Raw genomic sequence first — 26044 nt, forward strand, 5'->3', positions numbered from 1 at the left:
CGGCAGCGGCGTGCTCAGGCCGGGGTGTCGGCCACCACGCCCTGCCCGGCATAGTGCCGCACCAGGCTCAGCAGCTCTTCTTCGGCGTAGGGCTTGCCCAGGTAGTGGTTGACGCCCAGTTCCAGGGCATGCTCACGGTGCTTGGCGGCAATGCGCGAGGTGATCATGATGATGGGCAGCTCATGCAGGGCCGCATCGTGGCGGATGTTGCGCGCCAGATCGAAGCCATCCATGCGGGGCATTTCGATGTCGGACAGCACCACCACCGGGCGCTCATCCTGCAGGCGCTCCAGGGCCTGCAGCCCGTCGGCGGCCAGGGTCACCCGGTAGCCTTCGCGCTGCAACAGACGCTGGGTCACGCGGCGCACGGTGATCGAATCGTCCACCACCAGCACCAGCGGGGCCTGGGCATCGGACAGCACAGCCGGTTCGGCCACGCCGCCCGGGGCATCGGCCGCAGGGGTGGCCGGCTGGGCCAGGCGGGCCCGGATCTGATCGCCATACACGTTGGCCAGCGCCACCGGGTTGTAGATCATCACCACCGCCCCGGAAGCCAGCACCGACATGCCGGCCAGGCCGGGCAGGCGTGAGAGTTGCGGCCCCAGGTTCTTCACCACCACCTCCTGGTTGCCCAGCACTTCATCGACGTGCACCGCGATGCGCTGCGCCGCGCTGTGGAAGATCACCACGGGCCGCGTGCGGGCCGCCGCCTCGGTGCTGTGCGCCGCCAGTTGCAACAGTGCCCCGCCCCAGTAGAAGGGCACGGTCTCGACCCCCAGATCGAACTGGCTGCTGCGGTAGGCTTCATCCAGTTCGCCGGGGCCTGAGCGGCGCACGATCTCGACCAGGCTGGCCGGCACGCCGAGGGTGGCCTGGCCGATGCGCAGCATCACCACCTGGGTGACCGCCGTGGTCAGGGGCAGCACCAGCTTGAAGCGGCTGCCCTGCCCGCTGCGGCTGCGGGTTTCAATGCGCCCACCCAAGGCGTTGACCTCGGTGCGCACCACGTCCATGCCGATGCCGCGGCCCGCCAGTTCGGTGACCTCGCTGGCAGTGGTGAAACCGGGCATGAAGATCATCTGGGCGGCCTCGTCCTCGGACAGGACGTGACCGGGCGCCATCAGGCCCTGGCTTTGGGCACGCTCGCCAATCGCCGCGAGATCCAGCCCGGCACCGTCATCGGCGAACTCGACCGACACATCGTTGCCGCTTTGCGTGACCTGGATGCCGATGCTGCCGGTGGCCGGCTTGCCGGCGGCCGCGCGCTGCTCGGGGCTTTCGATGCCGTGCGCCACCGCGTTGCGCAACAGGTGTTCGAAGGCCGGGGTCATGCGGTCCAGCACGCCGCGGTCCATCTCGATGCTGCCGCCGGTGATGTCGAGCTTGATCTGCTTGCCGGTTTCCTTCGCTGATTGGCGTGCGATGGCGTACAGACGCTCGGCAATGCCGTCAAACTCAACCATGCGGGTGCGCAGCAGATCACGCTGCAGTTCACGCGCCTGGCGGGCCTGGGCCACCAGCTCGTCTTCGGTGCTGTCCACCGTGCGCTGCAGATTGCGCTGCACCATGGCCACGTCGTTGACCGACTCGGCCATCATGCGGGTGAGCTCCTGCACCCGGGTGAAACGATCAAACTCCAGCGGGTCAAAGCCCGCATCCGAATCCTTGGCCTGGGCCAGGCGCGACTGCATCTGCGACTCGGCCTGAAGCTCGATGTCGCGCAACTGCTCGCGCAGGCGATCCAGGTTGCCGGTGAGCTCACCCAGCGAACTGCGCATCTGCCCCACGCGCGACTCCAGGCGTGATCGCGAGATCATGACCTCGCCGGCCTGATTGACCAGCCGGTCCAGCAGTTGCGAGCGCACCCGCACCGATTGGCCTGCCAGCGTCTTCTGCGGCACCCACTGAACGGTTGGGGGCAAGGCTGGCCGCGGCACGGCGGCCGCCACAACCTCGCCTGACAACACTTGGGTGGCGGCCTGCAGATCGGCCTCGGTGGCCGCATCGCTGTAGCCCCGCAGCGCATCAAAATTGGCCTGCAAACCGTCAAAGCGGTTCACCAGGGCGTCCAGGGCCGAAGCATCGGCACCCGTTTCGTCCAGCCCTTCGATCACCGACTCCATGCGGTGGGCCATCTCGCCCAGGCGCAGTGCGCCCGCCAGGCGCGCGCTGCCTTTGAGGGTGTGCAAATGCCGCAGCAACTCGGCCCGCGGCTCGGCCTGGGTGGGCTCGTCCTGCCAGTGGCGCAGGCTGGCCGCCACCCGCGGCAACAGTTCGAGCGCTTCTTCTTCGAAGATCGGGAACAGGTCGGGGTCGATCACGTCGACCGCGTCAAATTCGTCGTCGTAGGCCCCCTCAGGCGCGGCGTCGGGGGCCGAGGGCTGCAGGGCTTCCAGGCTCGGCTGCGCGTTGGGCGCAGGCTCTTCGGCGGGCGGCAGGGGGTCCACCGGCAGCACTTGCGACGCATCCGCCAAATTCGCCACATCGGCCACATCGGCCGCATCCGACACCTGCTCTGCCTGCCACGCTGACACCGGCTCAAGCACCGGCTCAGGGCTCAGGGCCGCGTCCACCAGGTCGGTGGTGGGCGCCTCCGTCACGAGGAGGGGCTCCGGCTCGGCTTCAAGCAGGGGCTCGGGCATGGGCACGGACATGGGCGCGTCCATGTCGCCCGGCAGGGTCAGCGGCTCTGGCTGACCCAATTCAAGAGTTTCAACCGTTTCGATCGCTTCAAAGGCTTCAACGGCTTCATCCAGCCCGGCCTCATCGAAGGCCGGTTCATCAAAAGCCGGTTCATTCGAGGCTTGCGCCGGCGCATCGATCCACTCCGAGGGCTCGGCCAGGGCCAGGCCCTCCGGCAAGGGCGCGCCTGCCTCGGTCGCCAGAATGGCCTCCAGGGCCTGCACCACGGCCGGCTGCGGCTCTTTGAGAAAGCCCGCCGCAAACTGATGCAGCAGGCGGCGGATGTCGTCCGCCGCATCGACGAAGGCACGCGCATCCGACTCGGTGCCCCGGCTTTGCAGCTGCACATGCTGCAGCGCATGCTCCAGCGTGCGGGCCAGCGACGACAAGGCCTTGAAGCCCACCGTGGCCGAACTGCCGGCCAGGGAATGGGCCAGCGCCACCGCCGTATCGGGCACAGGCTCGTGCAACTCCAGCGCCCACTCACCCAGCGAGGTCTGCAAACGCCGCGACCACTCGTCAGCCTCATTGAGGTAGACGTTGTAAAGCGGAATGCTCAGGCGCAGGTCGCCAATGACCCGGATTGATTCATCATCACCGGCAGGCATCAGCAAGTCGACGGGCTCGGGCTCGGGCTCGGGCTCGGCAGGATGGTCCTCTGGCGCCATGGCGGGGTCGGCCAGCGCAGGCTCCAGATCCCCGTCGGACTCGGGCGAAGGTGGCGGTGGTTCCTCGGCGGCATCCGCGGCCAGGAGCAAGTCCGCTTGCAAGGTGTCCTGCGGGATGTCATGCGGGGTGTCCAGCAGCGCATCCGGCAGGGCTTGCAGCCCGGGTTCAGACAGCGATTCAGCCGCGGGTTCCAACGACAGGGCCTCGAAAGAGCGCAACAGCTCATCGTCCAGGGCGGCATCCACGGCCGCATCCAGACTGGCTTCATCCAAAGGCAAGGCCGGCGGCTGTGGACGCTCCAGTCCGGCATCGGCCTCCAGCGGAAAGTCCAGCTCAAAGTGGGGCAAAGCGTCGGCCTGCGGCGCTGCCTCGGCCTCAGCGTCAGTCTCTACGCCCGGCAAATCAAGCAGCAGCTCCGGCAGGGCCGCATCAGGCGGCACATCGTCGACAGGCGCGACAGCCTCTGCAGGGGCTTCGGCCAGGGCTGCCTCGAACTGGGCGAAATCAATGTCCTCAACATCGAACGATGCCGTGGCCGCCTCGGGTGCGGCTGCGGTCTCGACCGGCGCCTCGTGAGCGAACGACATCATTGCCGTGGGCGCAAAGTCGACCAGCGGCACGCCGTCGTCTTGGGCCACCGGCAGCCCCGCATCGAGGGACAGGCCGTCGAGCGACAGGTCCCCATCAGCGCCCTCACCGACCTCTTCCGGTGCCAGCGGCGGCAGCTCAGGCAACCCGGTGGGTGCCGGCGTGGGCTCAGCCACGGCATCGAGCAGGGGCAACAGGCGATCTTCGAGCCGCAGGGCATCGGCGGCCTCGCGGAAGGGTGCGGCGCGCCAGGCATGGGCCTGGTGGGCGGCAATGTCGTCCACCCAGCGCGAGAACTGATTCAGGGCCTGGATGGACAGGGTCAGCACAGGCTTGCTGGCAGGCTTTTGGTCGGCCAGCCAGGCGTTGTGCAATTGCTCAAGTGCCCAGGCGGCTTCGCCAAACTCGCCCAGGCCCACCATGCGCGAACTGCCCTTGAGGGTGTGGAAGGCTCGGCGCAAGGCAGTCTGGTCGCCCAGGGAGGCCGGGTCGTGGTGCAGCGCATCGATGGTGGCGGCCCCCTGGGCAAAGACCTCGCGGGCCTCTTCCAGGAAAACGTCGATGAGTTCGTCCTCTTCGATCGCGGGCGCCTCGGTGCGGGCGGGCGGCGGCAACGAGGGGGCTGCGACTTCGTCGCCCAGTGCGTCGTCACCGAGCTCGGCAGGCTCGGGGGCCTGGACCGGCGCTGCAGGGGCCGGCAAGGCCGTGCCGAGCGGGGCCTCCTGAGCTTGCGCAAGACCAGACGACGGGGCACCCAATGCCAGTGAGTCCACAAACAGCGGTGGCTCGAGCGGGGTTTCAGGGCTTTCGGTGGGGCCGAACTGCTGGCGCTGGCGCCCGCCCAGGAACTTGAGTTCGCCCGCCTCTTCGTCATAAACAAAGAGCTTGCGGGCCAACGTGCGCTGATAGCTCAGCATGTCGATCAGGAACCCCAGTGCCCCCAGGCTGTTGCCCAGGCGCTCGAAGGTGCCGGCACGCACGGCGTCGCTGGTGACTTCATCGACCATCAGCCGCTCGACGCTGTCGCGCATGCGCATGGCCGCGTGGGCGGCCTGCTCCAGCCCCAGCACCGAAAGCACCCCACGCATCTGCGACAGGCGCGCCGGCACCGCCGTCAGAACCTGGCTGTCGGAAGGCTGGCGGAAGAAGGTATCGAGCGACTTTTCAACTTCGGTCAGGGTGGAGCGCAGTTCTTCAACCACACTGCCCATGGTCTGGCGATCGCTGACACGCCGGTACAGCTCTTCCATCCAGGGTTCCAGAGGGCCCACTTCCTCGCCGGCGAGCACGCGGTCCAGGCGATCAGCGAGGGCTCGCGAGCGCTCGCTCATCTGGGCCTCGTCAATGTCCATTTCCTGGTAGCAGGCCTGCAGGAACAGCACGGCCGTGGCCACTTCCATGGCCACCGAAGCCCCAGGTGCGTCGCCCCCGTGAGCCGTGGCTTCGGCCGCCCGTTGCAGCGCCTGGCCCAAAGGCTGGCTACCCGGGTGCAGCTTGGACAGCGATTCACCCACCAGGGCAAACTGATCGACGGCGCTGCGCAGCTTGTTGCGGTCGCCACCGGCCAGGGCCGACCAGGTGTCGGTGGCCGTGGCGATGCGCTTGCGCGCCTGCACCAGCACGGCCGGGTCAAAACGGCCGAAACGGCGCGCCTCGTAATCGGCCGGGGCGTGGCGTTGCAGGCCATAGGCCTCGCGCACGGCACGCAGCAGGGGCGCAGGTTGCTGCTCGGTCAGGCGGGCCTGGGCGCAGTAGAAAAGCAGGTCCTGGAACAGACGCTCGGACACCGCGGCTTCGCCACGGGCCAGCGCCGAGTACTGCACCAGCACACGCGAGATGACCCGCTTGACGTAGACATCCAGCGGCACCAGGCCCAGGGACAGTCCTTCAAAGAAACCCGCCGCCACCTTCCAGAACAGACGCCCGCCCTGGGTGCCCGCATGGGCCAGGCCAGCAGCGATCTGGGCCATGGCACGGGCCCCCGAGGGGCGTCCGGTCTTGACCAGCTTGAGCATGGCGTGGTCGAAACGAGAGCGCACCTCGGCGTCATAGGCCAGCGGCACCAGGCCGTCGGGCAACACCGGATCGGCCACGCGGCGCTCGTTGCCCCACAGATCGGCCGGATGAATGCGCTCGACGCCCAGCCACTGCTGCACGTCGCGGTACTGAGGAAACAGGCTGACCGCCGACACCTCGTGGCCCGCCAGCACCGCCTCCAGATACTCGCTGATGGCAAAGCTGGCCCGCTCGATCACGGCGATGGCATCGTCGGTGCAACTTGATGGGGCCTGGATGAACTTCTGTGTCATCGCCTCCAGGGCCCGCATCATCAGCGCCACCGGCGCCATGCCCACCATCTCAAGCGCCCCGGTGGCCTGGTGCATCTGCTGTCGCGCCAGGCGCAGCGCACTCACATCCGCGCTGGCCAGTTCGGCCCCGTGGCTCAGCAAAGCCTCGCGCACATGGCGGCGCATGGCCTTGATCGAGCCGTCAAGGGATTTGCGCAGTTCGTCCAGCACCCAGGCCAGAGGGCCCAGGTCATGGTCTGCCGCATCCAGGGCAGCGGGGGACACAGCGTCGGTGGGTCGCATGAAGGGTTCCGGTCAGGCGTTGGGGCGACTGGCCCCGATCAGGCGATCTTGAACCGCGCCACGGAGTGACGCAGTTCATCGGCCATCTGCGACAGTTCGCGCACCTGCTGGGCTGTGGTCCGAGTGCCCTCTCCGGTCTGTTCGGTCACGGCAAAAATGTGCTGGATGTTGTCGGCCACCTCGTTGGCCAGCGTGGCTTCCTTGGAGGCTGACGACGAGATCTGTTCGATCAGCTCGGCCAGTCGCTGCGACACGCGGTCGATCTCGGTCAGAGCAGTACCGGCGCTGTCGGACAGTCGAGCCCCTTCCACCACACCCTGGGTGGAGCGCTCCATGGCGGCCACGGCGTCCTGGGTGTCGGTCTGAATCGCCTTCACCAGCGCCGCGATCTGGCGCGTGGCATCGGCCGAACGCTCAGCCAGACGCTGCACTTCTTCCGCCACCACCGAGAAGCCTCGACCGGCTTCACCGGCCGAGGCGGCCTGGATGGCGGCGTTCAGGGCCAGCACGTTGGTCTGCTCGGTAATGTCAGAGATCAGCTCGGTGATTTCACCGATCTCTTGCGAGGATTCGCCCAGTCGCTTGATGCGCTTGGAGGTTTCCTGGATCTGGTCACGGATGGCGTTCATGCCCCCGATGGCGTTCTGCACCGCTTGCAGACCTGAGTCGGCCGCCTGCAGCGATTGGCGGGCCACCGAGGCGGACTCTTGCGCCTGCGCCGACACACCATTGATGCGCGAGGCCATTTCCAGCACCGAGCGGCCGGTTTCACGGATCTCACGCAGCTGCTCGGTGGAGGCCGCCAGCAGCTCGGTCGAGGTGTTGTCCACCTGGGCCGTGGTCTGGGCCACGCGGGTGGCCGTGTTCTGCACGTTGCCCACCAGAACACGCAGCTCTTCCACCGTGTAGTTCACCGAGTCGGCGATGGCGCCGGTGATGTCTTCGGTCACCGTGGCTTCCTGGGTCAGATCGCCTTCGGCCACCGTCTGCAGTTCGTTCATGAGTCGCAGAATGGCGGCCTGGTTGGCGTCGTTGACGCGCTTGGCCTCTTGCTCCTGGCGTTGGGCTTCAAGCTGCTGCAACTCGGCAGCGGTCTGGCGGTTGCGGCTGTCCAGCAGCTGCACACGGGCCAACCCGAAAGCACAGATCAACACGAAGAACGAAGCCACCACCAGGGACAGGATGGAGGTCAGGCTCAGACCGGTCTGCGAGGACAGGCGACCCTGCAGGTCTTCCAGGCCCCGGCGCAGCGGCTCGGAGTCGTTGAGGATGGCGGACTGCGCCTCACGGGCCGACACCAGCCCTTGCAGGTTGCCCAGAATCGCACCGGCCTGGCTGCGGGTCTGGTCATAGACCTTGATCAGGCTTTCGAGCTGCTCGCGGGTCTGGGCGTCCTTGGAGGCGGCCAGACGCAGTTCCGGGCTGCCGTTGAGCAAGCCCTGGGCGATCTCGCGGAAGGAGTTCAAATCCTTGCCGAGCAGGAACACGGCTTCGGGGCTGACCCCTTCGGTGGTCTGGAACTCGTTGGCGGATTTGCCGATGCGCTGGGTCAGCATCACCAGTTGGCCGGCGGCCGAGATCTCGGACGCCGGTGCGTTCTGCTGCAGCTTGAGCGAGGAGATGGTTTCGGCGATCTCCAGCAGGTCGGCAGACTGGCGGTTGATGGTGCGCAGGGCCTCACCCACCTGGGTCAGGATCTTCTGCTGGCTCATCACCACGGATGCATTGCGTTCGGCACGCTCCATCAGCGGCATGACCTTGTCCAGGTCGGCCTTGAAATCGGTGCCCAGCGGATCCAGGCGCATCTGGTCATCACCATTGGTCAAGCCACGCACGGTCTTGACCAACACCCCCGCGCTCTCGACGACGTCAGGGAAAGCCTGCGGGCTGCCCACCAGGGCCTGTGATACCGACTTGGCCAGGCGCTGCGACTGCATCAGCGACTGCCCTGAGGCTGCAAGCTGCTGAGCCACCTTGTCCGCCTGGCTCAGCGCCACACCGGCAATGGCGGCCAGCACCAGCAAGGCCACCCCCAACAGAATGAACAGCACGCGCTGATGGCGTGCCACGGTGCCGCGCCCCAGCAGGGGCAGCTCGATCTGCCCTTCGGTGGCATCCTTGATCTCGGATTCAGCCAGGCGCGTTTCGGCAAAGTTGACCTGGCGGTTGTCCAGTTCGGTTTCAGGGGCCAGAGAGTCGCCCAGTCCGCCGCCGTCCTGCCTCAGATCCTGCATGGCGTCCGGGTGGCCGGGCAACTCATGCAGGGTGTCAGGCCCCGCCAGCCCCACCGCCACCGAGGACTCGGCCTCGGCCGGAGACTTCTTCTTGGCAAACAGCTTTCCGATTTGATCCGCAAATGACATGGAACGACCTTGATGGCTGAGGCACTCAGGCACTGATACTGAGGAACTGCGCAGACTGCGAGAGCGACAGGAGTTGGATCTCCTGCCAGGTCTCGCCTTGCGCATCGGTGTGGAGGGCACCGAAGAAGCCCGGGGCATCTTCGGCAGGGGGGGCGCTGGAAACAAAAGCGTCGGGGCTGCGCAATCCGGCAAGGCGGTCGACCACCAGGGCCACGTTCACATCCAGGGCGGCATTGAGCGCCAGGAGGCTGCAATCGGCCAGGGCCAGCTCGGAGCGAGGACGCAAAGCAGGCGCTGTTGGCCAGACTTCGACCAGAAAAGCGGCCAGGTCGACCACGCCGGACAGACTGCCGCGCAGATTGGCCACCCCCCAAAACCAGGGCTGCGTGTAAGGCACCGGCTGCACCGGCGACCATGGAAAAATCTCGCCCGACTGGGCCAGGGGCATCAGGTAACGCCCTGCGCCGGCATGCACTGCCAGCCAGGCAATCGAGGGCCCTTCGGCTTGCGCAGCCTGAAGACGGGCGGCCAGGCGGCTTTGGAGTTCACGGAGAGCATCTCGATTGGCCATTGGGGGGGGGTCGCAGGTCTGGGCGCGATCAGTTCAGCGCGTTGATCTTGGCCTTGAGTTCGGCGGGATCGACCGGCTTGGTGATGTAACCCCGCGCGCCCTGTCGCAAGCCCCAGACCCGGTCGGTCTCCTGGTTCTTGCTGGTGCACATGATGATGGGCACATCGGCGTACTTGGGGTCCCGGCTGATCGAGCGCGTGAGCTGAAAGCCATTCTGGCCGGGCATCACGACATCCATCAGGATGAGGTCGGGCTTCTCTTCGGCCAGGCGCTTGAATGCTTCGTCAGCGTTTTCAGCGGTGCGGACCTGCATCCCGTTTTTCTGCAGCAGTTCAGACAGGAACATCAGCTCCGTCTTCGAGTCGTCAACGATCAGCACTTTGTGAATCGACATCACAACGCTCCTAGAGTCGGCATACCGAATTGCCGCACGGCCTGCAGCAATTGGTCCTTGGTGAAGGGTTTGGTGAGGTAATCCTGACAACCCACCATGCGTCCGCGCGCCTTGTCGAACACGCCATCCTTGGAGGACAGCATCACGACCGGCGTCGCCGCAAAGCGCTCATTGCGTTTGATGATGGCACAGGTCTGGTAGCCATCCAGCTTGGGCATCAGGATGTCACAGAAGATCAGCTGCGGCTCGTAGTCATTGACTTTGGCGAGCGCATCAAAGCCGTCGTCGGCCAGCAGAACGTCATGACCGCCCTGCTTGAGAAATATTTCAGCGCTGCGGCGGATGGTGTTGCTGTCGTCCACCACCAGCACTTTGAGACCTGAACTGTCAATGGACATCAGTGCGTTCCTCCTGTCGCCAGATCGACGCCAGCAAGGGAGTCACGGGTTCAGATCTGGACCATTTCAAAGTCTTCCTTGCGGGCTCCGCACTCAGGGCAGGTCCAGTTCATCGGAACCTTTTCCCAGGGGGTGCCTGGCTCGATGCCATGCTCGGGAGCACCGGCGGATTCGTCATAAATCCAGCCACAAATAAGACACATCCAAGTTTTGTTATCAGTCACAGCTTAAGGGGCCTTCGAATAGAATGCAATGATTGTATCGAGTCCTGCGGCCGCTTCTGCTACCCTGAGCAGACTGCCCATTTCCGGACTTCATGACCACCCTCACCTCCCCCCCCAGCGCCCCCGCGGCCAGCGACGAAGAGAGCACGCCGGCGTGTGTGTTGGTGTTCAACGCCAGCGACCCCAGCGGGGCTGGCGGCCTCACGGCAGACATCACCACCATCGCCTCGGTTGGCGGACACGCCTTGCCCGTGGTGACCGGCAGCTACATCCGCGATACCTCCGAAATCTTCGACCATGCCGCCTTCGATGACGAGGTCGTCACCGAGCAGGCGCGCACCATGCTCGAAGATGTGCCGGTGCAGGTGATCAAGGTGGGCTTTGTGGGCGACCCGGAGAACCTCAGCTCGATCGCCGAGATCAGCTCAGACTACCCCGACATCCCGGTGGTGGCCTACATGCCCAACCTGTCCTGGTGGCAGGAGGACAAGATCGACAGCTACCTGGACGCGTTTTCCGAACTGCTGTTGCCCCAGACCTCGGTGTTGGTTGGCAACCACAGTACCTTGTGGCGATGGCTGCTGCCCGACTGGAACAGTGACCGGTCCCCCACCGCCCGTGACATTGCCACTGCCGCCGCCAAACAAGGCGTGCCCTACACCCTGGTCACGGGCATCCCCCTGCCCGAGCAACATGTCGACAACGTGCTGGCCAGCCCGCAAAGCGTGCTGGGCCACGTGCAGTTCGAGTTGTTCGACGCCGTGTTCGCCGGTGCCGGCGACACTTTGTCGGCCGCGCTGGCCGCCCTGGTCGCCACCGGCATGGATCTGGGCGAAGCCACCAGCGAGGCCTTGAGCTACCTGGACCGATGTCTGGACGCGGGCTTCCGCCCCGGCATGGGCCATGTGATCCCCGACCGCCTGTTCTGGGCCCAGCCCGAAGAAGGTGAAGACGACAACGAAGACCCCGACGCCAGCGACACGCTGGCCGGGTTTGTGATTCCTCCCCATGACACTCAACACTGACCTGAACCTGCCCCTGTTCGAACGTGCCAAGCGCGTGATCCCCGGCGGCGTGAACTCGCCCGTGCGCGCCTTCCGCGCCGTGGGGGGCACGCCACGTTTTGTCCAACGGGCACAGGGCGCCTACTTCTGGGACGCCAACGACCAGCGATTCATCGACTACATCGGCTCCTGGGGGCCGATGATCCTGGGCCATGGTCACCCAGCCGTGCTGGAAGCGGTGCAAAAGGCGGCCCTGGAGGGCTTCTCGTTCGGCGCCCCCACCGAGCGCGAGGTCGAACTGGCCGAAGAAATCCTGAGCCTGGTGCCCTCGATGGACATGGTGCGCCTGGTCAGCTCGGGCACCGAAGCCGGCATGACCGCGATCCGCCTGGCCCGTGGCGCCACTGGCCGCAGCAAGCTGATCAAGTTCGAGGGCTGCTACCACGGCCACGCCGATGCCCTGCTCGTCAAGGCAGGCTCGGGGCTGGCCACCTTCGGCACCTCCACCAGCGCGGGCGTACCGCCCGAGGTGGTGCAGCACACCCTGGTGCTGGAGTACAACAACATCGAGCAGCTTGAACAGGCCTTTGCCGAGCACGGCAAGGAACTGGCCTGTGTGATGATCGAACCGATCGCAGGCAACATGAACTTCGTGCGCGCTTCGGTGCCCTTCATGAAGCGCTGCCGCGAGCTGTGCTCGGAACACGGCGCCCTGCTGATCCTCGACGAGGTGATGACCGGCTTCCGCGTGGCCCTGGGCAGTGCCCAGAGCGTCTATGCGCGGGCCATCCCCGGTTTTGAACCCGACATCACGGTGATGGGCAAGGTGATTGGCGGCGGCATGCCGCTGGCCGCTTTCGGCGCCCGCCGCGCCATCATGGAACACCTGGCTCCGCTGGGGGGCGTTTACCAGGCCGGCACCCTGTCGGGCAACCCGGTCGCCACCGCCTGTGGCCTGGCCACGCTGCGCGAGATCCGCCAACCCGGTTTCTTCGAGGCTCTGTCGGCCAGCACCCAGTCGCTGGTGGACGGGCTCAAGGCGGCCGCTGCCGCCGAGGGCGTCCCCTTCAGCGCCGACTGCCAGGGCGGCATGTTCGGCTTCTTCCTGATGCCGGAGTTGCCGCAGAACTACGCCACGGTCATGAAGACCGACAGCGCCCGCTTCAACCAGCTGTTCCACGGCCTGCTGGACCGCGGCGTGTACATCGCTCCGGCCCTGTATGAAGCCGGCTTTGTCAGCAGCGCCCACAGCGCCGACGACATCGCCCAGACCGTGGCCGCCGCCCGCGAGGTGTTCAAGACCCTGGCGGCCGCGAGCTGATCCCCTGACGCGCCGGGCCACCGCCCGGTGCGCCCAAAGCCCTTGTGCTTGCGCACCGCTGTGCTAAAAATGAAGCACTGACCGCGCCCTGCGGCCATGAAAAGAGGGCGTCATGAGCAACAACAAGCCGCTTCGCTTTTGGGAAGTCGATCTGCTGGAGTGGGCCAAGCAGACCCTGATCGACCTGTTCGTGCTGGCCCAGTTCACTTCAGTGTTCCTGTTTCTGACCCTGCCGGTGGTGATTCCAGGCCTGCTGATGTGGGGTTTCCAGATCCTGACCGGACGCCCCTGAGTTGAAACTCAAGTCGCAGTTCATCGACCTGCGACGCTTCATCACTTCCCACGGCCTGCCATTTCTTTGGCAGTATTGGCAGTCACTGCCAAACGACTGCCTGCCATGCCCCGCACCCGCCCCACGCTCCGCCCCACGGCGGCCCTGCCGAGCCAGGATGAGCTCAATGCCCTGCTGTCCTTCCTGGAGCACGACCATGCCCCGATGATGGTGCTTGACCCGGCCTACAACATCCTGGCTGCCAACACCGCCTACCGGCGCCAGTTCGGGGCAGCCGACACTTCGCCCCTGGGGCGCAAGTGCTACGAGGTCTCACACCACTACGACGTGCCCTGCGACCAGGCGGGCGAGCACTGCCCCATGCGCCACGCGCTGGAGCGGCGGCGTGCCGACCGCGTGCTGCATGTGCACCACACCCCGCGCGGGCTGGAGCATGTCGACGTCGAACTGCGCCCCATCCAGGACAGCCAAGGCCAGGTGATTGCGTTTGTCGAGCGCTTGTCCACGCTGCGCAGCGCCTCGCCCCAGGTGCGGGCCGACGGCCTGGTGGGGCATTCGAGCGCCTTCACCCAGGCGTTGGCCGCCTTGCAGCGCGTGGCGCCTTCGAACCTGCCGGTGCTGCTGCTGGGCGAGTCTGGCACGGGCAAGGAATTGTTCGCCCGGGCGCTGCATGAGGCCAGCGAACGCACCCACGGTCCCTTCGTGACCGTGGACTGCTCGGGCTTCACCGAGACGCTGTTCGAAAGCGAGCTGTTCGGCTACGAGAAAGGGGCCTTCACCGGTGCAAGCAGCCGCAAGAAAGGCCTGGTCGAGACGGCCACCGGGGGCACGCTCTTCCTCGACGAGATGGGCGACGTTCCGTTGAGCATGCAGGTCAAGCTGCTGCGCCTGATCGAGTCGGGCACCTTCCGGCGGGTGGGCGGCATCGAGACCCTGCGTGCCGATTTCCGCCTGGTGGCAGCCACCCACAAGCCCCTGGCACGCATGGTCGAGCAGGGGCAGTTCCGGCAGGATCTGTATTACCGCATCAACGCATTTCCGGTGCACCTGCCCGCGTTGCGCGAGCGGGCCGACGACATTCCGCTGCTGGTGGACTCCATCCTGGCGCGCAGCCAGTCCGGCAGCCTGCGCTATCGGGTCGATGCCGAGGCCATGCGCTGCATGCAGCACTACGCCTGGCCGGGCAACATCCGCGAACTGCGCAACGTGATCGACCGGGCGCGCCTGTTTGCCGACGATGGCGTGATCGGACTGGCCCAGTTGCCGCCGGACACCCTGCAGTCCGACGCCCGCGGCGGCCCAGCGGTGGCCACGGCGCCACCGCCTCCGCTGACCACCGACCGGCTCCAGACACCCGACGCATTGCGCGAACTGGCCACCCGCTTCCAGGGCAGCCGCAAGGCACTTGCGCGCCAACTCGGCCTGAGCGAGCGCACTCTCTACCGGCGCCTGAAGGACCTCGGGCTGGCCGGCAGGCCGTGATCAGCGCGGCACCAGGAAGGCCGACTTCTCCGACACATGGGCCTCGCCCCCCTCGGCACCGATCGAGAAATAAACGGTGTGCGAACCTGCCGGGGCCGAGCCATAGGGCACCTGCAGGCGCACGGGCACCCAGCGCGATTCGGCCGGCCCCACCTCGACCAACACCTCCGAGGCCACCTTCAGGCCCTCCAGGCCCGTGGCGCCCAGCCGGTAGGTCTGTGGCTTTTCGGTGGCGTTCATGATCTGCAGCCGGTACACGTTCTCCAGCATGCCGCCCGGGGCAATCCGCGACAGCGCCGCGCGATCGCGCACCACATCCACGCGCAAGGGCGTGCGCAGCACCAGGTGGGAGAACAGCGCCACGGTCAGCGCGAGCAGCACGGTGGCATACACCAGCACCCGGGGGCGCATCACATGGCGCAGGATCTGTGCGCGCGTCCAGCCGTTGCGCACCGCGTTCTGGGTGGAGTAGCGCACCAGGCCGCGCGGGTAATTGAGCTTGTCCATCACCGTGTCGCACACATCGGCACAGGCGCCGCAGCCGATGCACTCGTATTGCAGCCCCTTGCGGATGTCGATGCCGGTGGGGCAGACCTGCACGCACAACTCGCAATCCACGCAAGCCCCGAGCTTCAGCGCCGCCGGGTCGGCCTTGCGCGAGCGCTTGCCGCGCGGCTCGCCGCGCGCTTCGTCGTAGGTGACGATCAGGGTGTCCTTGTCGAACATGGCGCTCTGGAAGCGGGCATAGGGGCACATGTATTTGCACACCTGCTCGCGCATGAAGCCGGCGTTGCCATAGGTGGCAAAGCCGTAGAACAGCACCCAGAAGGTCTCCCAGGGGCCCAGTGAGTTGGTCCAGACCTCCAGGCCCAGCGTGCGCACGGGCGTGAAATAGCCGACAAAGGTGAAGCCCGTCCACACGGCCACGGCCAGCCAGACCCCGTGCTTGCCGCCGCGCCGCCAAAGCTTGTTGAGCGACATGGGGGCCTCGTCCAGGCGGATGCGGGCCATGCGGTCTCCCTCGAAGCGCCGCTCGATCCACAGGAAGATCTCGGTGTACACCGTCTGGGGGCAGGCATAGCCGCACCACAGGCGACCGGCGACGGCCGTGAACAGAAACAGCGACAGGGCCGAGATCACCAGCAAGCCGGTCAGGTAGATGAAATCCTGCGGGTAAAGGACGATGCCGAACAGGTAGAAGCGCCGCGCTCCCAAGTCAAACAGCACCGCCTGACGCTGCCCCCACTCCAGCCAGGGCAAGCCATAAAAGAAGATCTGCGTGAGGAACACCAGGCCCCAGCGCCAGCGAGCAAACAGGCCACTGACCGAGCGCGGATGGATCTTTTTGGTGGCGGCGTACAGGAACACCTCGGCGTCTTCCGGCGGTGCCGCAACGATGGGAATGACTTTGTTCGTGGAGGAAGGCGTGGAATCCATGGCAACCCGGTTCAGTGAGGCGCTCCTCCGCAGGCGGGATGCCACGCGGATGAGCCGACACGCGCCCGGGGACATCCCGGGCACTCAGATCAAGGCTTCCTAAGGGCAGTTTTCATGCCAGCCCATTCGCGCAGGAAATGTTCTTTAAATACAGGGGCTTATGCGCAGAACACCTGATCACCTCGAATTCTGACAGCCATTCCACTGCCAAACATCCGCCACTTCAGTGCCATAACACTGCCAATTCACTGCCACACGAGGTCGGTGGTCTGAGGCATTGAGCCGACCTGTTGCATCCATGGCATATTGAAAATAATCATTTTTAATATTTATCATCTGAAAATAGATGAAATGATTCATTTGGACGCCAAAGAATTACAAAATGCTTGTTGAATTTCATATTTAGTATATATTTCAAATAAATAGACACACTCAACGCTTGGCACCACCCCACCGAGGCCGTTGCATCCCCCAAGGTTGATCCCCCATGGCACACGTCTGCAGTCCAGAACAGTCCCCCTCGCAGCCCCTGACTGCTGCCGACCTGAATGCCCTGCAATCCCTGCACACGCATTTGAGGCAGCACTGCCCCGACGCATTTCGGGTTGCGGCCCGCCACCTGCTGCAAGAACCTGTCAGTCAGGCGCACTGGCCTGATGACGCGTCCGAGGGCCAACTGGAGCAACTGCAGGCAGCCTATTTCGCCAACCTCACCGAAGGCCCCTACGGAGAGGGTTATCGACAAAGCCGGGACCAGATGGGCCAGGCCATGGCCCGCCTGGACCTGCCCCCGAGCTGGCTGACCGAGGCCTACCGGCATTACCTGCAGACGGTGCTGCCCTGCCTGGTGCAGGCGCATGCCGGCCAACCCGACCAGTTGCTGGACCAGGTGCTGGCCCTGAGCAAGGCGCTGATGCATGACATGGGTCTGGCCACCGACGCACTGCAGCGCCACCGGCGACGAAACGCACCCCGTCTTGACAATTACGGCGCGGCCTTTGCCGGGCTGCCCTGCGGCACCCTGGTGCTGACCCCGGACCTGACGGTCGTTTTCGCCAACCCGGCAGTCGAAGCCCTGTTGAATCTGCCCGCTGGCAGCCTGCACGGGAGTGCGCTGCACGAATGGCTGGACGTGACACGCCTGATCCCACTGGCCGAACAGGTCTTCCATCAGAACCTGGCCAGCGAGACCCTGACCCTGTGCCGCAGTGGGCACCCCGAGGCCCTGGCCATCCCGGTGCGTGCCACGACACGCCTTCTGCGCGATGCCCTCCACGGAGGAGAGCCCCACCTGCTGCTGGTATTGGAAGACCTGCGCCAGCAGACCCGCCTGACGCGCGACCTGCTCAATGCCCAGGCTGTGGCCAGCGTCGGCACCTGGCAGATTGACCTGGCCACCGATGTGATGCTGCTCAGCCCCCAGGCCTGCAGCATCCTGAACTGGCCCGAAGACCGGGTCTGCACCTTCCGCAGCCTGATGGAGCACATCCATGACGAAGATCGCGAAGGCGTGGAAAAGGCCTGGCAGGCCGCGCTGGAAGGGGCCCCTTTCCGAGTGGAGCACCGCCTCAAGATGGGCCAGGGGCTGCGCTGGATCGAGGCGCGTGGCCGCCTCGAATACGACGCCCAAGGCCGGCCACTGAAAGGCCATGGGACCCTGCTTGATACCTCTGAGCGCCACCTGGCGGCCGAACACCTGCAACGCCTGGCGCTTTACGACGTGCTGACCGGACTGCCCAATCGAACCCATGGCCTGGTGCTGGCACAGCAGATGCTGGACCGCTGCGAGCGCGCGGGCCGGCAACTGGCCTTGCTGTTCCTGGACCTGGACCGCCTGCAGGAGACCAACGACATCCTGGGGCACGCCATGGGCGACCAGGTGTTGCGCGAGGTGGCGCACCGCTGTCAGGCCCTGCTGTGCAAGGACCAGTTGCTGGCCCGCATTGGTGGTGATGAGTTCATGGTGGCCTGTGAAATCGACAACCTGGAAGACGCCCAGCACATCAGTCGCAACCTGATGCACACCCTGGCCCAGCCCATCGGCGCAGCCGCCCCCCCGGTCGAGGTGGGCGTGAGCATCGGTATGGCGCTGTTCCCCAGCCAGGGCGCCACTGTCGAGGAATTGCTCAAACATGCGGATCTGGCCATGTTCAAGGCCAAGGCCCTGGGCGGTGGCCATTGCCAGTTGTACGAGCAGCAGATGAGTGAAAAACTGCATCGCCGCAACACCCTGGCCACACGCCTTGCCAAGGCCTTGAACAGTGGCGGCCTGCACCTGCACTACCAGCCCAAGATCGACCTGAACAGCGGCCGGCTGATCGGCCTGGAAGCCCTGGCCCGCTGGAACGACCCCGAGCTGGGGTCAATCAGCCCCGGTGAATTCATCCCGGTGGCAGAGGAACGGGGACTGATTACTCAGCTGGGGGACTGGGCCCTGCGCGAAGCCAGTCGCCAATGGGCGGCATGGCACGCGCCGGCCCTGGCCGCGCCGCCCCCGATTGCGGTGAACGTGTCGGCCGCCCAGCTCAGTGATGAATCTTTCCCGCTCCGGGCCACCCAATTGGTACGCGCCGCCGGCGCCCGTCCTGAAGCGATCGAGCTGGAGATCACCGAGACCGCGATGACACTGGACCCTGAACGTGCCCGACGCGTGGCCGGCCAACTGGTGGCCGCGGGCTTCAACCTGACGCTCGACGATTTCGGCACAGGCTATGCCTCGATGGCGCAATTGAAGAACTTCCCGGTGGGCAAGCTGAAGATCGACATGAGCTTCGTGCACGACATGCTGCGCGCCCCGGCCGACCAGGCCATCGTGACGGCCGTCATCAGCATGGCACGGGCTCTACGTCTGCGCACCGTGGCGGAAGGGGTGGAAACCCCTGAACAGGCCCAAACCCTGCTGGCACTCGGCTGCGATGAGGCCCAGGGCTACCACTACGCCCCGGCGCTGCCGCCCCGGCTGCTGGCAGCAGATTGGCTGCCCTAGCCATCCGGCCAGCACGGGTCAAAATCATCAGTACCAGCATTTATTTCAGAAAAACCAGCACGATGCCTCACTGACCCTGAGCTTTACCGGATCTGCCATGGCCCGGCACCGGCCTGGGTCATGCTTCTCCTGCAAAATGTTTGGTTACGTTGAGCGCCGTCAGCTCCATCGGGGATGGGCCTGGGCGCGCGACGCCTGCCTGCCAACCGGATGCCTGCCCCATGTGGATCGTCAATATTGCGCTGCGCCGACCTTACACGTTCATCGTGATGGCCCTGCTGATCGTGCTGGCCACGCCCCTGGCGCTGGTGCGCATGGCCACCGACATCTTTCCGGAAATCAACATTCCGGTGATCAGCATCATCTGGAACTACACCGGTCTGTCGGCCCAAGAGGTGGGCACCCGCATCACCAACGTCAATGAACGCTCGCTGACCACCACGGTCAACGACATTGAGCACATCGAGTCGCAGTCGCTGGCCGGCATTGCGGTGATCAAGGTGTTCTTCCAGCCCGACGCCAACATCCAGACCGCGCTGGCTCAGGTGACCTCCTCGGTGCAAGCCATCGTGCGGCAGATGCCGCCGGGTATCACGCCACCGCTGGTGATCAAGTATTCGGCCTCCAGCATCCCGGTGATCCAATTGGGCCTGGCCAGCCCGTCCATGTCGGAGCAGGGCCTGTTCGACGCCGCCGTCAACTTTCTGCGGCCGCGCCTGATCACCATCCCGGGCGCCGCCGTGCCCTTCCCCTACGGCGGCAAGAACCGGGTGGTCTCCGTGGACCTGAACACCCGGGCCCTGCAGGCCAAGGGCCTGACCCCCTCGGACGTGGTGAACGCCGTCAATGCGCAGAACCTGATCCTGCCCGGCGGCACCGCCAAGCTGGGTGACACCGAATACACCGTGGCCATGAATGGCTCGCCAGCCAATCTGGAGGGCCTGAACGCCCTGCCCATCCGCTCCAGCAACGGCACCACCATCACCCTCAGCGACGTGGCCAATGTGCGCGACGGTTTCACCCCCCAGACCAACATCGCACGCCAGGACGGCAACCGTGGCGTGCTGCTGTCGGTGCTGAAGAATGGCAGTTCGTCCACCCTGGAGATCGTCACCAAACTGCGCGAACTGCTGCCCTCGGTGGCCCAGACCCTGCCGCCCGACCTGAAAATCACCCCCCTGTTCGACCAATCGCTGTTCGTGAAGGCCGCCATCAGCGGCGTGATCCACGAAGCGCTGATCGCCGCCTGCCTGACCGCGGCCATGATCCTGCTGTTCCTGGGCAACTGGCGCAGCACCTGCATCATTGCCGTGTCGATCCCGCTGTCGGTGCTGTCGGCCATCCTGATGCTCTACGCGCTGGGCGAGACCATCAACCTCATGACCCTGGGTGGTCTGGCGCTGGCGGTGGGTATTCTGGTGGACGACGCCACCGTGACCATCGAAAACATCGAGCGCCATCTGCACCTGGGCACGCCACTGGAGCAGGCCATTCTGGAGGGGGCTGGCGAGATCGCCGTGCCGGCCTTCGTCTCCACCCTGTGCATCTGCATCGTGTTCGTACCCATGTTCTTTCTGACCGGTGTCGCCCGCTACCTGTTCGTGCCGCTGGCCGAATCGGTGGTGTTCGCGATGATGGCCTCCTATGTGCTGTCGCGCACCCTGGTGCCCACCCTGGTCAAGCTGCTGATGCGCAACGCCCCGCCCGTGGACGACAGCCGGCCCGGCTTTTTCCGCCGCATCTACCTGCGCTTTGACGCCGGCTTCGAAAACCTGCGCGGCGTCTATGTGGTGATCCTGAGCGGCCTGCTGACGCGCCGAGCCAGCTTCATCACCGCTTTCCTGGTGTTCTGCATCGCGTCCTGCGGGCTGTATGGCGTGCTGGGGCGCGACTTTTTCCCGAGCGTGGATGCCGGCCTGATCCGCCTGCACTTCCGTGCCCCCACCGGCACCCGCATCGAGGAGACGGCCCGCCTGGCCGACCGCATCGAGAACGCGGTGCGCGAACTGATCCCGCCCGAAGAGCTGGAGACCATTCTCGACAACCTGGGCCTGCCCTACAGCGGCATCAACCTGTCCTACAGCAATGCCGGCACCATCGGCACATTGGACGGCGAAGTCCAGATCGCGCTGCGCCATGGCCATGGCCCCACCGACGAACACGTCAAGCGCCTGCGCGCCGAACTGCCCAAGCGCTTCCCAGGCGTGGAGATCTTCTTCCAGCCGGCCGACATCATCACCCAGATCCTCAACTTCGGTCAGCCCGCGGCCATCGACGTGCAGTTCAGCGGTGCCAACATCGCCGAGAACTACCGCCTGGCCAGTGTGTTGCAGAGCAAGGTGCGGCAGATTGATGGCGCCGTGGATGTGCACATCCAGCAGCGCATCAACCAGCCGACCAAAAAGCTCGACATCGACCGCGCCCAGCTGCAGCAGTTGGGCCTGAACGCCAACAACGTGGCGCAAAACCTGCTGGTCTCGCTGTCGGGCAGCTTCCAGACCGCACCGGCCTTCTGGCTGAACCCGGCCAACGGCGTGGTCTACAGCATTGCGGTACAGACCCCGCAATACCAGGTCGACTCGCTGGACAACCTGCTGCAGATCCCGGTGGGCGTGCCCATCACCAACAGCGTGCCCACGGGCAGCACCGCCCTCGTGCAGCCCCCGGCCCAGCTGATGAGCAACCTGGTCACCGTGCGCCCCACCCGTGAGCAGACCGTGGTGTCACGCTACAACATCCAGCCCGTGGTGGATGTGTTCGTGAGCGTGTCCGGGCGTGACCTGGGCAGCGTGGCCGGCGAGGTTCAGAAGGTCATCGACAGCATGAAGGCCGACCTGCCCCGCGGCACCAACGTGAAGATGCGTGGCCAGGTCGAGACCATGCAGAGCTCTTACCTCGGCCTGGGCGTGGGCCTGATCATGGCCATCGTGCTGGTGTACCTGCTGATCGTGGTCAACTTCCAGTCCTGGGTCGACCCCTTCATCATCATCACCGCCCTGCCGGCCGCCCTGGGCGGCATTGCGTGGATGCTGTTCCTGACCGCCACCACGCTCAGCGTGCCCGCGCTCACCGGGGCCATCATGACCATGGGCGTGGCCACGGCCAACAGCATTCTGATGATCTCATTTGCCCGCGAGCGCCTGTTGGACGGCGCGCCGCCCCTGTCGGCCGCACTCGAAGCCGGCACCACCCGCCTGCGCCCGGTGCTGATGACCGCCCTGGCCATGATCATCGGCATGCTGCCCATGGCCGTGGGCCTGGGCGAAGGCGGCGAACAGAACGCGCCACTGGGCCGCGCCACCATCGGTGGCCTGTTGTTTGCCACCGTCTCCACCCTGTTCTTCGTGCCGGTGGTGTTTGCCGCCGTGCACCGCGCGCTGGAGCACCGGGCCGCCCGGCGCCCGCAGCCCGTCCCGACCCCCGCCCAAGGAAATGCCTGACATGAGCCACGCACAGCGACACTCTTCCATCGGAATCCATGGCCTGCATCAGCATGAAGGGGCCCACAACATCAAGCGCATCCGGCTGCTGCGACGCGCCCGCTGGGCCGCCCTGGGCGTGCTGCTGGTGCTCGGTGCAGGCGCGGCCCTGGTGATGACCGAGCGCGCGGCCCAGGCCAAGGCCCTGGCGGCCAGCACCCAGGAGAACGCCCAGGTGCACGTGTATGTGGTCTCGCCACGGCCCGGCCGGGGCCAGCAGACACTGCAACTGCCGGGCAGCCTTCAGGGCTACATCGAGACCCCGATCTATGCGCGCAGCAGCGGCTATGTCAAACAGTGGTTCAAGGACATCGGCGCGCGCGTGAGCAAGGGTGACCTGCTGGCCGAAATCGCCACTGGCGAAATCGAGCAGCAACTGGCCGAAGCCCGGGCCAACCGGGCCCAGGTGCAATCCAACCTGCAACTGGCGCGCACCTCGTTCGAGCGCTGGCAGGGCTTGCGCGCCCGCGATGCCGTGTCGCAGCAGGAACTCGACGAGCGCCAGAACACGCTGAAGCTGGTGCAGGCCAACCTGGCCGCCAGCGAGGCGGTGGTGCAAAGGCTGGAGCTGCAGCTGTCTTACAACCGCATCGTGGCGCCCTTCAGTGGCGTGGTCACCAAGCGCAACATCGATGTGGGCAGCCTGGTGGACGCTGGCAACGGCGGCGCCCCGAAGCTGCTGTTCACGCTGTCGCAGACCGATGTGCTGCGCCTGTACGTGTCGGCACCCCAAAGTTTCGCGCCGCGCATCAAGGCCGGCCAGGAAGCCCAGGTCACCCTGTCCGAACTGCCCGGCCAGACCTTCACCGGCAAGGTGGTGCGCACCGCCGGCGCCATCGACCCGGCCACCCGCACCCTGCAGGTGGAGATCAACCTGCCCAATCCCGAGGGCAAGCTGCTGCCGGGCTCGTACGTGCAGGTGGCCCTGCAGGCCGCCGGCGCTGACAAGCCCGTGCTGACCGTGCCCAACAACGGCCTGCTGTTCCGCCCGGAAGGCACGCTGGTGGCCACCGTGGTCGACGGCAAGGTGCAACTCAAGAAGGTGGCCCTGGGCCGTGACCTGGGCGTGCGCATCGAGATCCAGAGCGGCCTGTCGCCCCAAGACAAGCTGATCATCAACCCGCCCGATTCGCTGGCCGAAGGCGATGCGGTGGTGGCCAGCGAGGCGCCGGTGCCGACCAACAACAAGGAAGGTGCCAAGGAAGGCGGCAAAGAGGGTTCGAAAGAGGGGCCCGGCAAGGATGCCAAGCCCGAGGCCCAGCCGGCCAAGGCCGAGCGGAGCACCTCATGAACGCCCCTGCGCTGCACCGCCTGGCGCGGCACGGCGCCTGGCTGGGCCTGGCCCTGCTGGGCGGCTGCTCGGCCGTGGGGCCCGACTACGTGCGCCCCGACACCGTGGCCCCGGCCCACTGGCAGGCCGAAGCCGGCTGGCAGGCCGGCCAACCGCGAGACGACGAACTCAAAGGCCCCTGGTGGCTGCTGTACGCCGACCCCACGCTGCAGGGCCTGATCGATACCGCCCTGAAGCAGAACAACACCCTGGCCCTGGCCCAGTCGCGCCTGGACCAGGCCCGGGCCCAGACCGATTCGGCCCTGGGTGCCCTGCTGCCCAGGGTGGGCCTGCAGGCCGGAACCTCGCGCTTTCGGACCTCGGCCAACCGGCCGCTGAGCAGCTACACCAGCGCCAACAGTTCGGTTGAGCAGACCGACTACCAGACCGCGCTGACCGTGAGCTATGAGGTGGACCTGGCCGGCCGGGTACGGCGCCAATTGGAAAGCGCCCGCGCCGCCCAGGCCCAGTCGGGCGCCGATTTTGAAAACACCCGCCTGGTGCTGACCGCGCAACTGGCCAGCAGCTACCTGGCCCTGCGCGGGCTGGACGCCGAAATCGAGGTGCTGAACCAGACCCTCAAGGCGCAGCGCCAGACGCTGGATTTCATCACCACCCGGCACGATCTGGGCACCGCCTCCGGCATCGATCTGGAGCAGCAACAGGGCCTGGTCTCGGGCACCGAAGCCCAGTTGCAAGGCCTGCGCGACAGCCGGGCCCGTTTCGAGCACGCGATAGCCACGCTCACCGGCCAGCCGGCCCCCAGCTTTCAACTGGCCGCCGACACCCGGCTGCCCGAGCCGCCGCAGTTGCCCCTGGGCACACCGGCCTCGCTGCTGGAGCGCCGCCCCGACATCGCCAGCGCCGAGCGCGCCATGGCAGCGGCCAATGCCCAGATCGGCATCGCTACCAGCGCCTACTACCCCAGCCTGACCCTGAACAGCCTCTATGGCGACGACAGCAACGGCTTCAGCAAGCTGTTCTCGGCCCCCAGCCTGCTGTGGTCGCTGGGCCTGAGCGCCACCCAGACCCTGTTTGACGGCGGCCGCACCACCGCGGCGGTGAACGTGGCCAAGGCCGGCTACCAGCAGGCCAGTGCCAGCTACCGCCAGACCGTGCTGCAGGCGTTCCAGGAAGTGCAGGACAGCCTGAGCACCCAGGCCGCGCTGCGCGAAGCCCAACGCTCGCTGCAGCAGGCCGTGAAAAGCGCCGGCAAGGTGCTGGAGCTGTCGCAGGCCCGCTACCGGGCTGGTGCCTCCAGCCTGCTGGAGGTGGTGCTGGCCCAGCAGACCCTGCTGGGCTACCAGCGCCAGCAGGTGCAGAACCAGAGCCAGCAGTTGCTGACCTCGGTGCAACTGATCAAGGCCCTGGGCGGCGGCTGGAAAGCCACCGACACCACGTTGGGCCAGGCCAGCCCGGCCCGCGTGGCTCAGGACTGAAAGCGCGGCGCTCGTTTCTCGACAAAGGCCCGCACCGCTTCGAAATGGTCTTCGGTGGTGTGGGCGAGGGCCTGGTAGGCGGCTGAGAGCTCCAGCAGCGACTCCAGCGAACTGCGCTCGCCCTCGCGCAGCAGGCGCTTGGTCATGCGCAGCACGCCGCCCGGGTTGGCGGCAATCTTGCCGGCCAGGGTGCGGGCCGCCGCCATCAGCTGACCGGCCGGCACCACGCGCGAGACCAGGCCGCAGGCCAGGGCCTCGGCCGCATCGATGACCTCGCCCGTGAACGCCATCTCGGAGGCCTTGGACAGGCCCACCACCCGCGGCAACAGCCAGGCGCCGCCATCGCCGGGCACGATGCCCACGCGCACAAAGCTTTCGGCAAAGGTGGCGCCTTCGGCGGCGATGCGCATGTCGCACATGCAGCACAGGTCCAGCCCGGCGCCGACGGCGGGCCCGTTGATGGCCGCAATCACCGGCACATCGAGCTGATAGAGCGCGCGCGGCAGGCGCTGGATGCCCTGGCGGTACTCCTCGCGGATCGCATCGGGCGAAGGTCGCTCGCGCTCGTAGCGCTGCATGTCCTTGACGTTGCCGCCCGAGCTGAACACCGGGCCTTCGCCGGTCAGGATCACCACCCGCACGCTGGGGTCGCGGCGCACCTCATCGCAGGCCTGCACGAACTCGGCCACCGCGGTGTTGCCGGTCAGCGCGTTGCGCGTGGCCGGCTGACTCATGGTGAGGATCAGGATCGCGCCGTCGCGCTCGGATTTCAGGAAAGGGGTCGGTTGGGTCAT

16 protein-coding genes are annotated in these 26044 nt (G+C 66.3%); 8 read left to right on the forward strand and 8 right to left on the reverse strand.

The features are described 5' to 3' along the window. Positions 1–14: 14 nt before the first annotated feature. From AC3WUT_RS10975 to AC3WUT_RS11000, 6 genes are read right to left on the reverse strand one after another with little or no spacing between them, the layout of a single operon-like run. A complete protein-coding gene (locus AC3WUT_RS10975; protein WP_492347113.1) occupies positions 15–6530 on the reverse strand; it encodes a hybrid sensor histidine kinase/response regulator in 6516 nt (2171 codons plus the stop codon). A gap of 38 nt (positions 6531–6568) precedes the next feature. Beyond that, the gene (locus tag AC3WUT_RS10980; protein WP_492347114.1) at positions 6569–8893 is read right to left on the reverse strand and encodes a methyl-accepting chemotaxis protein; all 2325 of its coding nucleotides are present in this window, start codon (positions 8891–8893) and stop codon (positions 6569–6571) included. Positions 8894–8918: 25 nt separating this feature from the next. Beyond that, a complete protein-coding gene (locus AC3WUT_RS10985) occupies positions 8919–9464 on the reverse strand; it encodes a chemotaxis protein CheW (RefSeq protein ID WP_492347115.1) in 546 nt (181 codons plus the stop codon). Between the two features lie 28 nt (positions 9465–9492). Further along, the gene (locus AC3WUT_RS10990; protein WP_492347116.1) at positions 9493–9858 is read right to left on the reverse strand and encodes a response regulator; all 366 of its coding nucleotides are present in this window, start codon (positions 9856–9858) and stop codon (positions 9493–9495) included. Further along, positions 9858–10256: a response regulator gene (locus tag AC3WUT_RS10995; protein ID WP_019577131.1), complete on the reverse strand. Its 399-nt coding sequence runs from the start codon at positions 10254–10256 to the stop codon at positions 9858–9860. The genes AC3WUT_RS10990 and AC3WUT_RS10995 overlap by 1 nt, the downstream gene beginning before the upstream one ends. Positions 10257–10306: 50 nt before the next feature. Then, positions 10307–10480 (reverse strand): rubredoxin, encoded by a 174-nt coding sequence (locus tag AC3WUT_RS11000; RefSeq protein ID WP_492347117.1) that lies wholly within the window; start codon positions 10478–10480, stop codon positions 10307–10309. A gap of 92 nt (positions 10481–10572) precedes the next feature. On the opposite strand from AC3WUT_RS11000, the gene thiD reads away from it, so the two are divergent. The 4 genes from thiD to AC3WUT_RS11020 all read left to right on the forward strand — a co-directional run bounded on the left by thiD (position 10573) and on the right by AC3WUT_RS11020 (position 14579). Continuing rightward, positions 10573–11505 carry a bifunctional hydroxymethylpyrimidine kinase/phosphomethylpyrimidine kinase gene (gene thiD, locus AC3WUT_RS11005; protein ID WP_492347118.1) on the forward strand — a complete coding sequence of 311 codons (933 nt, stop codon included), beginning with the start codon at positions 10573–10575 and terminating at the stop codon, positions 11503–11505. Next, complete coding sequence (gene hemL / locus AC3WUT_RS11010) at positions 11489–12805, forward strand: glutamate-1-semialdehyde 2,1-aminomutase (protein ID WP_492347119.1); 1317 nt, start codon at positions 11489–11491, stop codon at positions 12803–12805. The genes thiD and hemL overlap by 17 nt, the downstream gene beginning before the upstream one ends. A gap of 112 nt (positions 12806–12917) precedes the next feature. Next, complete coding sequence (locus AC3WUT_RS11015) at positions 12918–13097, forward strand: hypothetical protein (RefSeq protein ID WP_019577134.1); 180 nt, start codon at positions 12918–12920, stop codon at positions 13095–13097. 105 nt (positions 13098–13202) lie between these two features. After that, a complete protein-coding gene (locus AC3WUT_RS11020; protein WP_492347120.1) occupies positions 13203–14579 on the forward strand; it encodes a sigma-54 interaction domain-containing protein in 1377 nt (458 codons plus the stop codon). Here the strand turns inward: AC3WUT_RS11020 and ccoG are convergent, their stop codons facing one another. Beyond that, a complete protein-coding gene (gene ccoG / locus AC3WUT_RS11025) occupies positions 14580–16016 on the reverse strand; it encodes a cytochrome c oxidase accessory protein CcoG (RefSeq protein ID WP_492347121.1) in 1437 nt (478 codons plus the stop codon). Between the two features lie 487 nt (positions 16017–16503). Between ccoG and AC3WUT_RS11030 the strand changes: the two genes are divergently transcribed. The 4 genes from AC3WUT_RS11030 (at position 16504) to AC3WUT_RS11045 (ending at position 25250) form a co-directional block, all read left to right on the forward strand. Further along, positions 16504–19002, forward strand: coding sequence for an EAL domain-containing protein (locus AC3WUT_RS11030; RefSeq protein ID WP_492347122.1), 2499 nt, complete (start codon positions 16504–16506; stop codon positions 19000–19002). Between the two features lie 221 nt (positions 19003–19223). Further along, positions 19224–22442: an efflux RND transporter permease subunit gene (locus AC3WUT_RS11035; RefSeq protein WP_492347123.1), complete on the forward strand. Its 3219-nt coding sequence runs from the start codon at positions 19224–19226 to the stop codon at positions 22440–22442. A gap of 1 nt (position 22443) precedes the next feature. Continuing rightward, positions 22444–23772: an efflux RND transporter periplasmic adaptor subunit gene (locus AC3WUT_RS11040; protein WP_492347124.1), complete on the forward strand. Its 1329-nt coding sequence runs from the start codon at positions 22444–22446 to the stop codon at positions 23770–23772. Then, positions 23769–25250 carry an efflux transporter outer membrane subunit gene (locus tag AC3WUT_RS11045; protein ID WP_492347125.1) on the forward strand — a complete coding sequence of 494 codons (1482 nt, stop codon included), beginning with the start codon at positions 23769–23771 and terminating at the stop codon, positions 25248–25250. The genes AC3WUT_RS11040 and AC3WUT_RS11045 overlap by 4 nt, the downstream gene beginning before the upstream one ends. Here the strand turns inward: AC3WUT_RS11045 and AC3WUT_RS11050 are convergent. Further along, a complete protein-coding gene (locus tag AC3WUT_RS11050) occupies positions 25241–26044 on the reverse strand; it encodes a crotonase/enoyl-CoA hydratase family protein (RefSeq protein WP_492347126.1) in 804 nt (267 codons plus the stop codon). The genes AC3WUT_RS11045 and AC3WUT_RS11050 overlap by 10 nt on opposite strands.

It is taken from the genome of Curvibacter sp. EU05-FHT14A10, from assembly GCF_058791075.1.

Excerpts from the sequence above, each read along its gene's own strand:
- AC3WUT_RS10975 (WP_492347113.1), bottom strand. The coding sequence starts at position 6,530 with ATGCGACCCACCGACGCTGTGTCCCCCGCTGCCCTGGATGCGGCAGAC.
- AC3WUT_RS10980 (WP_492347114.1), bottom strand. The coding sequence starts at position 8,893 with ATGTCATTTGCGGATCAAATCGGAAAGCTGTTTGCCAAGAAGAAGTCT.
- AC3WUT_RS10985 (WP_492347115.1), bottom strand. The coding sequence starts at position 9,464 with ATGGCCAATCGAGATGCTCTCCGTGAACTCCAAAGCCGCCTGGCCGCC.
- AC3WUT_RS10990 (WP_492347116.1), bottom strand. The coding sequence starts at position 9,858 with ATGTCGATTCACAAAGTGCTGATCGTTGACGACTCGAAGACGGAGCTG.
- AC3WUT_RS10995 (WP_019577131.1), bottom strand. The coding sequence starts at position 10,256 with ATGTCCATTGACAGTTCAGGTCTCAAAGTGCTGGTGGTGGACGACAGC.
- thiD (WP_492347118.1), top strand. The coding sequence starts at position 10,573 with ATGACCACCCTCACCTCCCCCCCCAGCGCCCCCGCGGCCAGCGACGAA.
- hemL (WP_492347119.1), top strand. The coding sequence starts at position 11,489 with ATGACACTCAACACTGACCTGAACCTGCCCCTGTTCGAACGTGCCAAG.
- AC3WUT_RS11015 (WP_019577134.1), top strand. The coding sequence starts at position 12,918 with ATGAGCAACAACAAGCCGCTTCGCTTTTGGGAAGTCGATCTGCTGGAG.
- AC3WUT_RS11020 (WP_492347120.1), top strand. The coding sequence starts at position 13,203 with ATGCCCCGCACCCGCCCCACGCTCCGCCCCACGGCGGCCCTGCCGAGC.
- ccoG (WP_492347121.1), bottom strand. The coding sequence starts at position 16,016 with ATGGATTCCACGCCTTCCTCCACGAACAAAGTCATTCCCATCGTTGCG.
- AC3WUT_RS11030 (WP_492347122.1), top strand. The coding sequence starts at position 16,504 with ATGGCACACGTCTGCAGTCCAGAACAGTCCCCCTCGCAGCCCCTGACT.
- AC3WUT_RS11035 (WP_492347123.1), top strand. The coding sequence starts at position 19,224 with ATGTGGATCGTCAATATTGCGCTGCGCCGACCTTACACGTTCATCGTG.
- AC3WUT_RS11040 (WP_492347124.1), top strand. The coding sequence starts at position 22,444 with ATGAGCCACGCACAGCGACACTCTTCCATCGGAATCCATGGCCTGCAT.
- AC3WUT_RS11045 (WP_492347125.1), top strand. The coding sequence starts at position 23,769 with ATGAACGCCCCTGCGCTGCACCGCCTGGCGCGGCACGGCGCCTGGCTG.
- AC3WUT_RS11050 (WP_492347126.1), bottom strand. The coding sequence starts at position 26,044 with ATGACCCAACCGACCCCTTTCCTGAAATCCGAGCGCGACGGCGCGATC.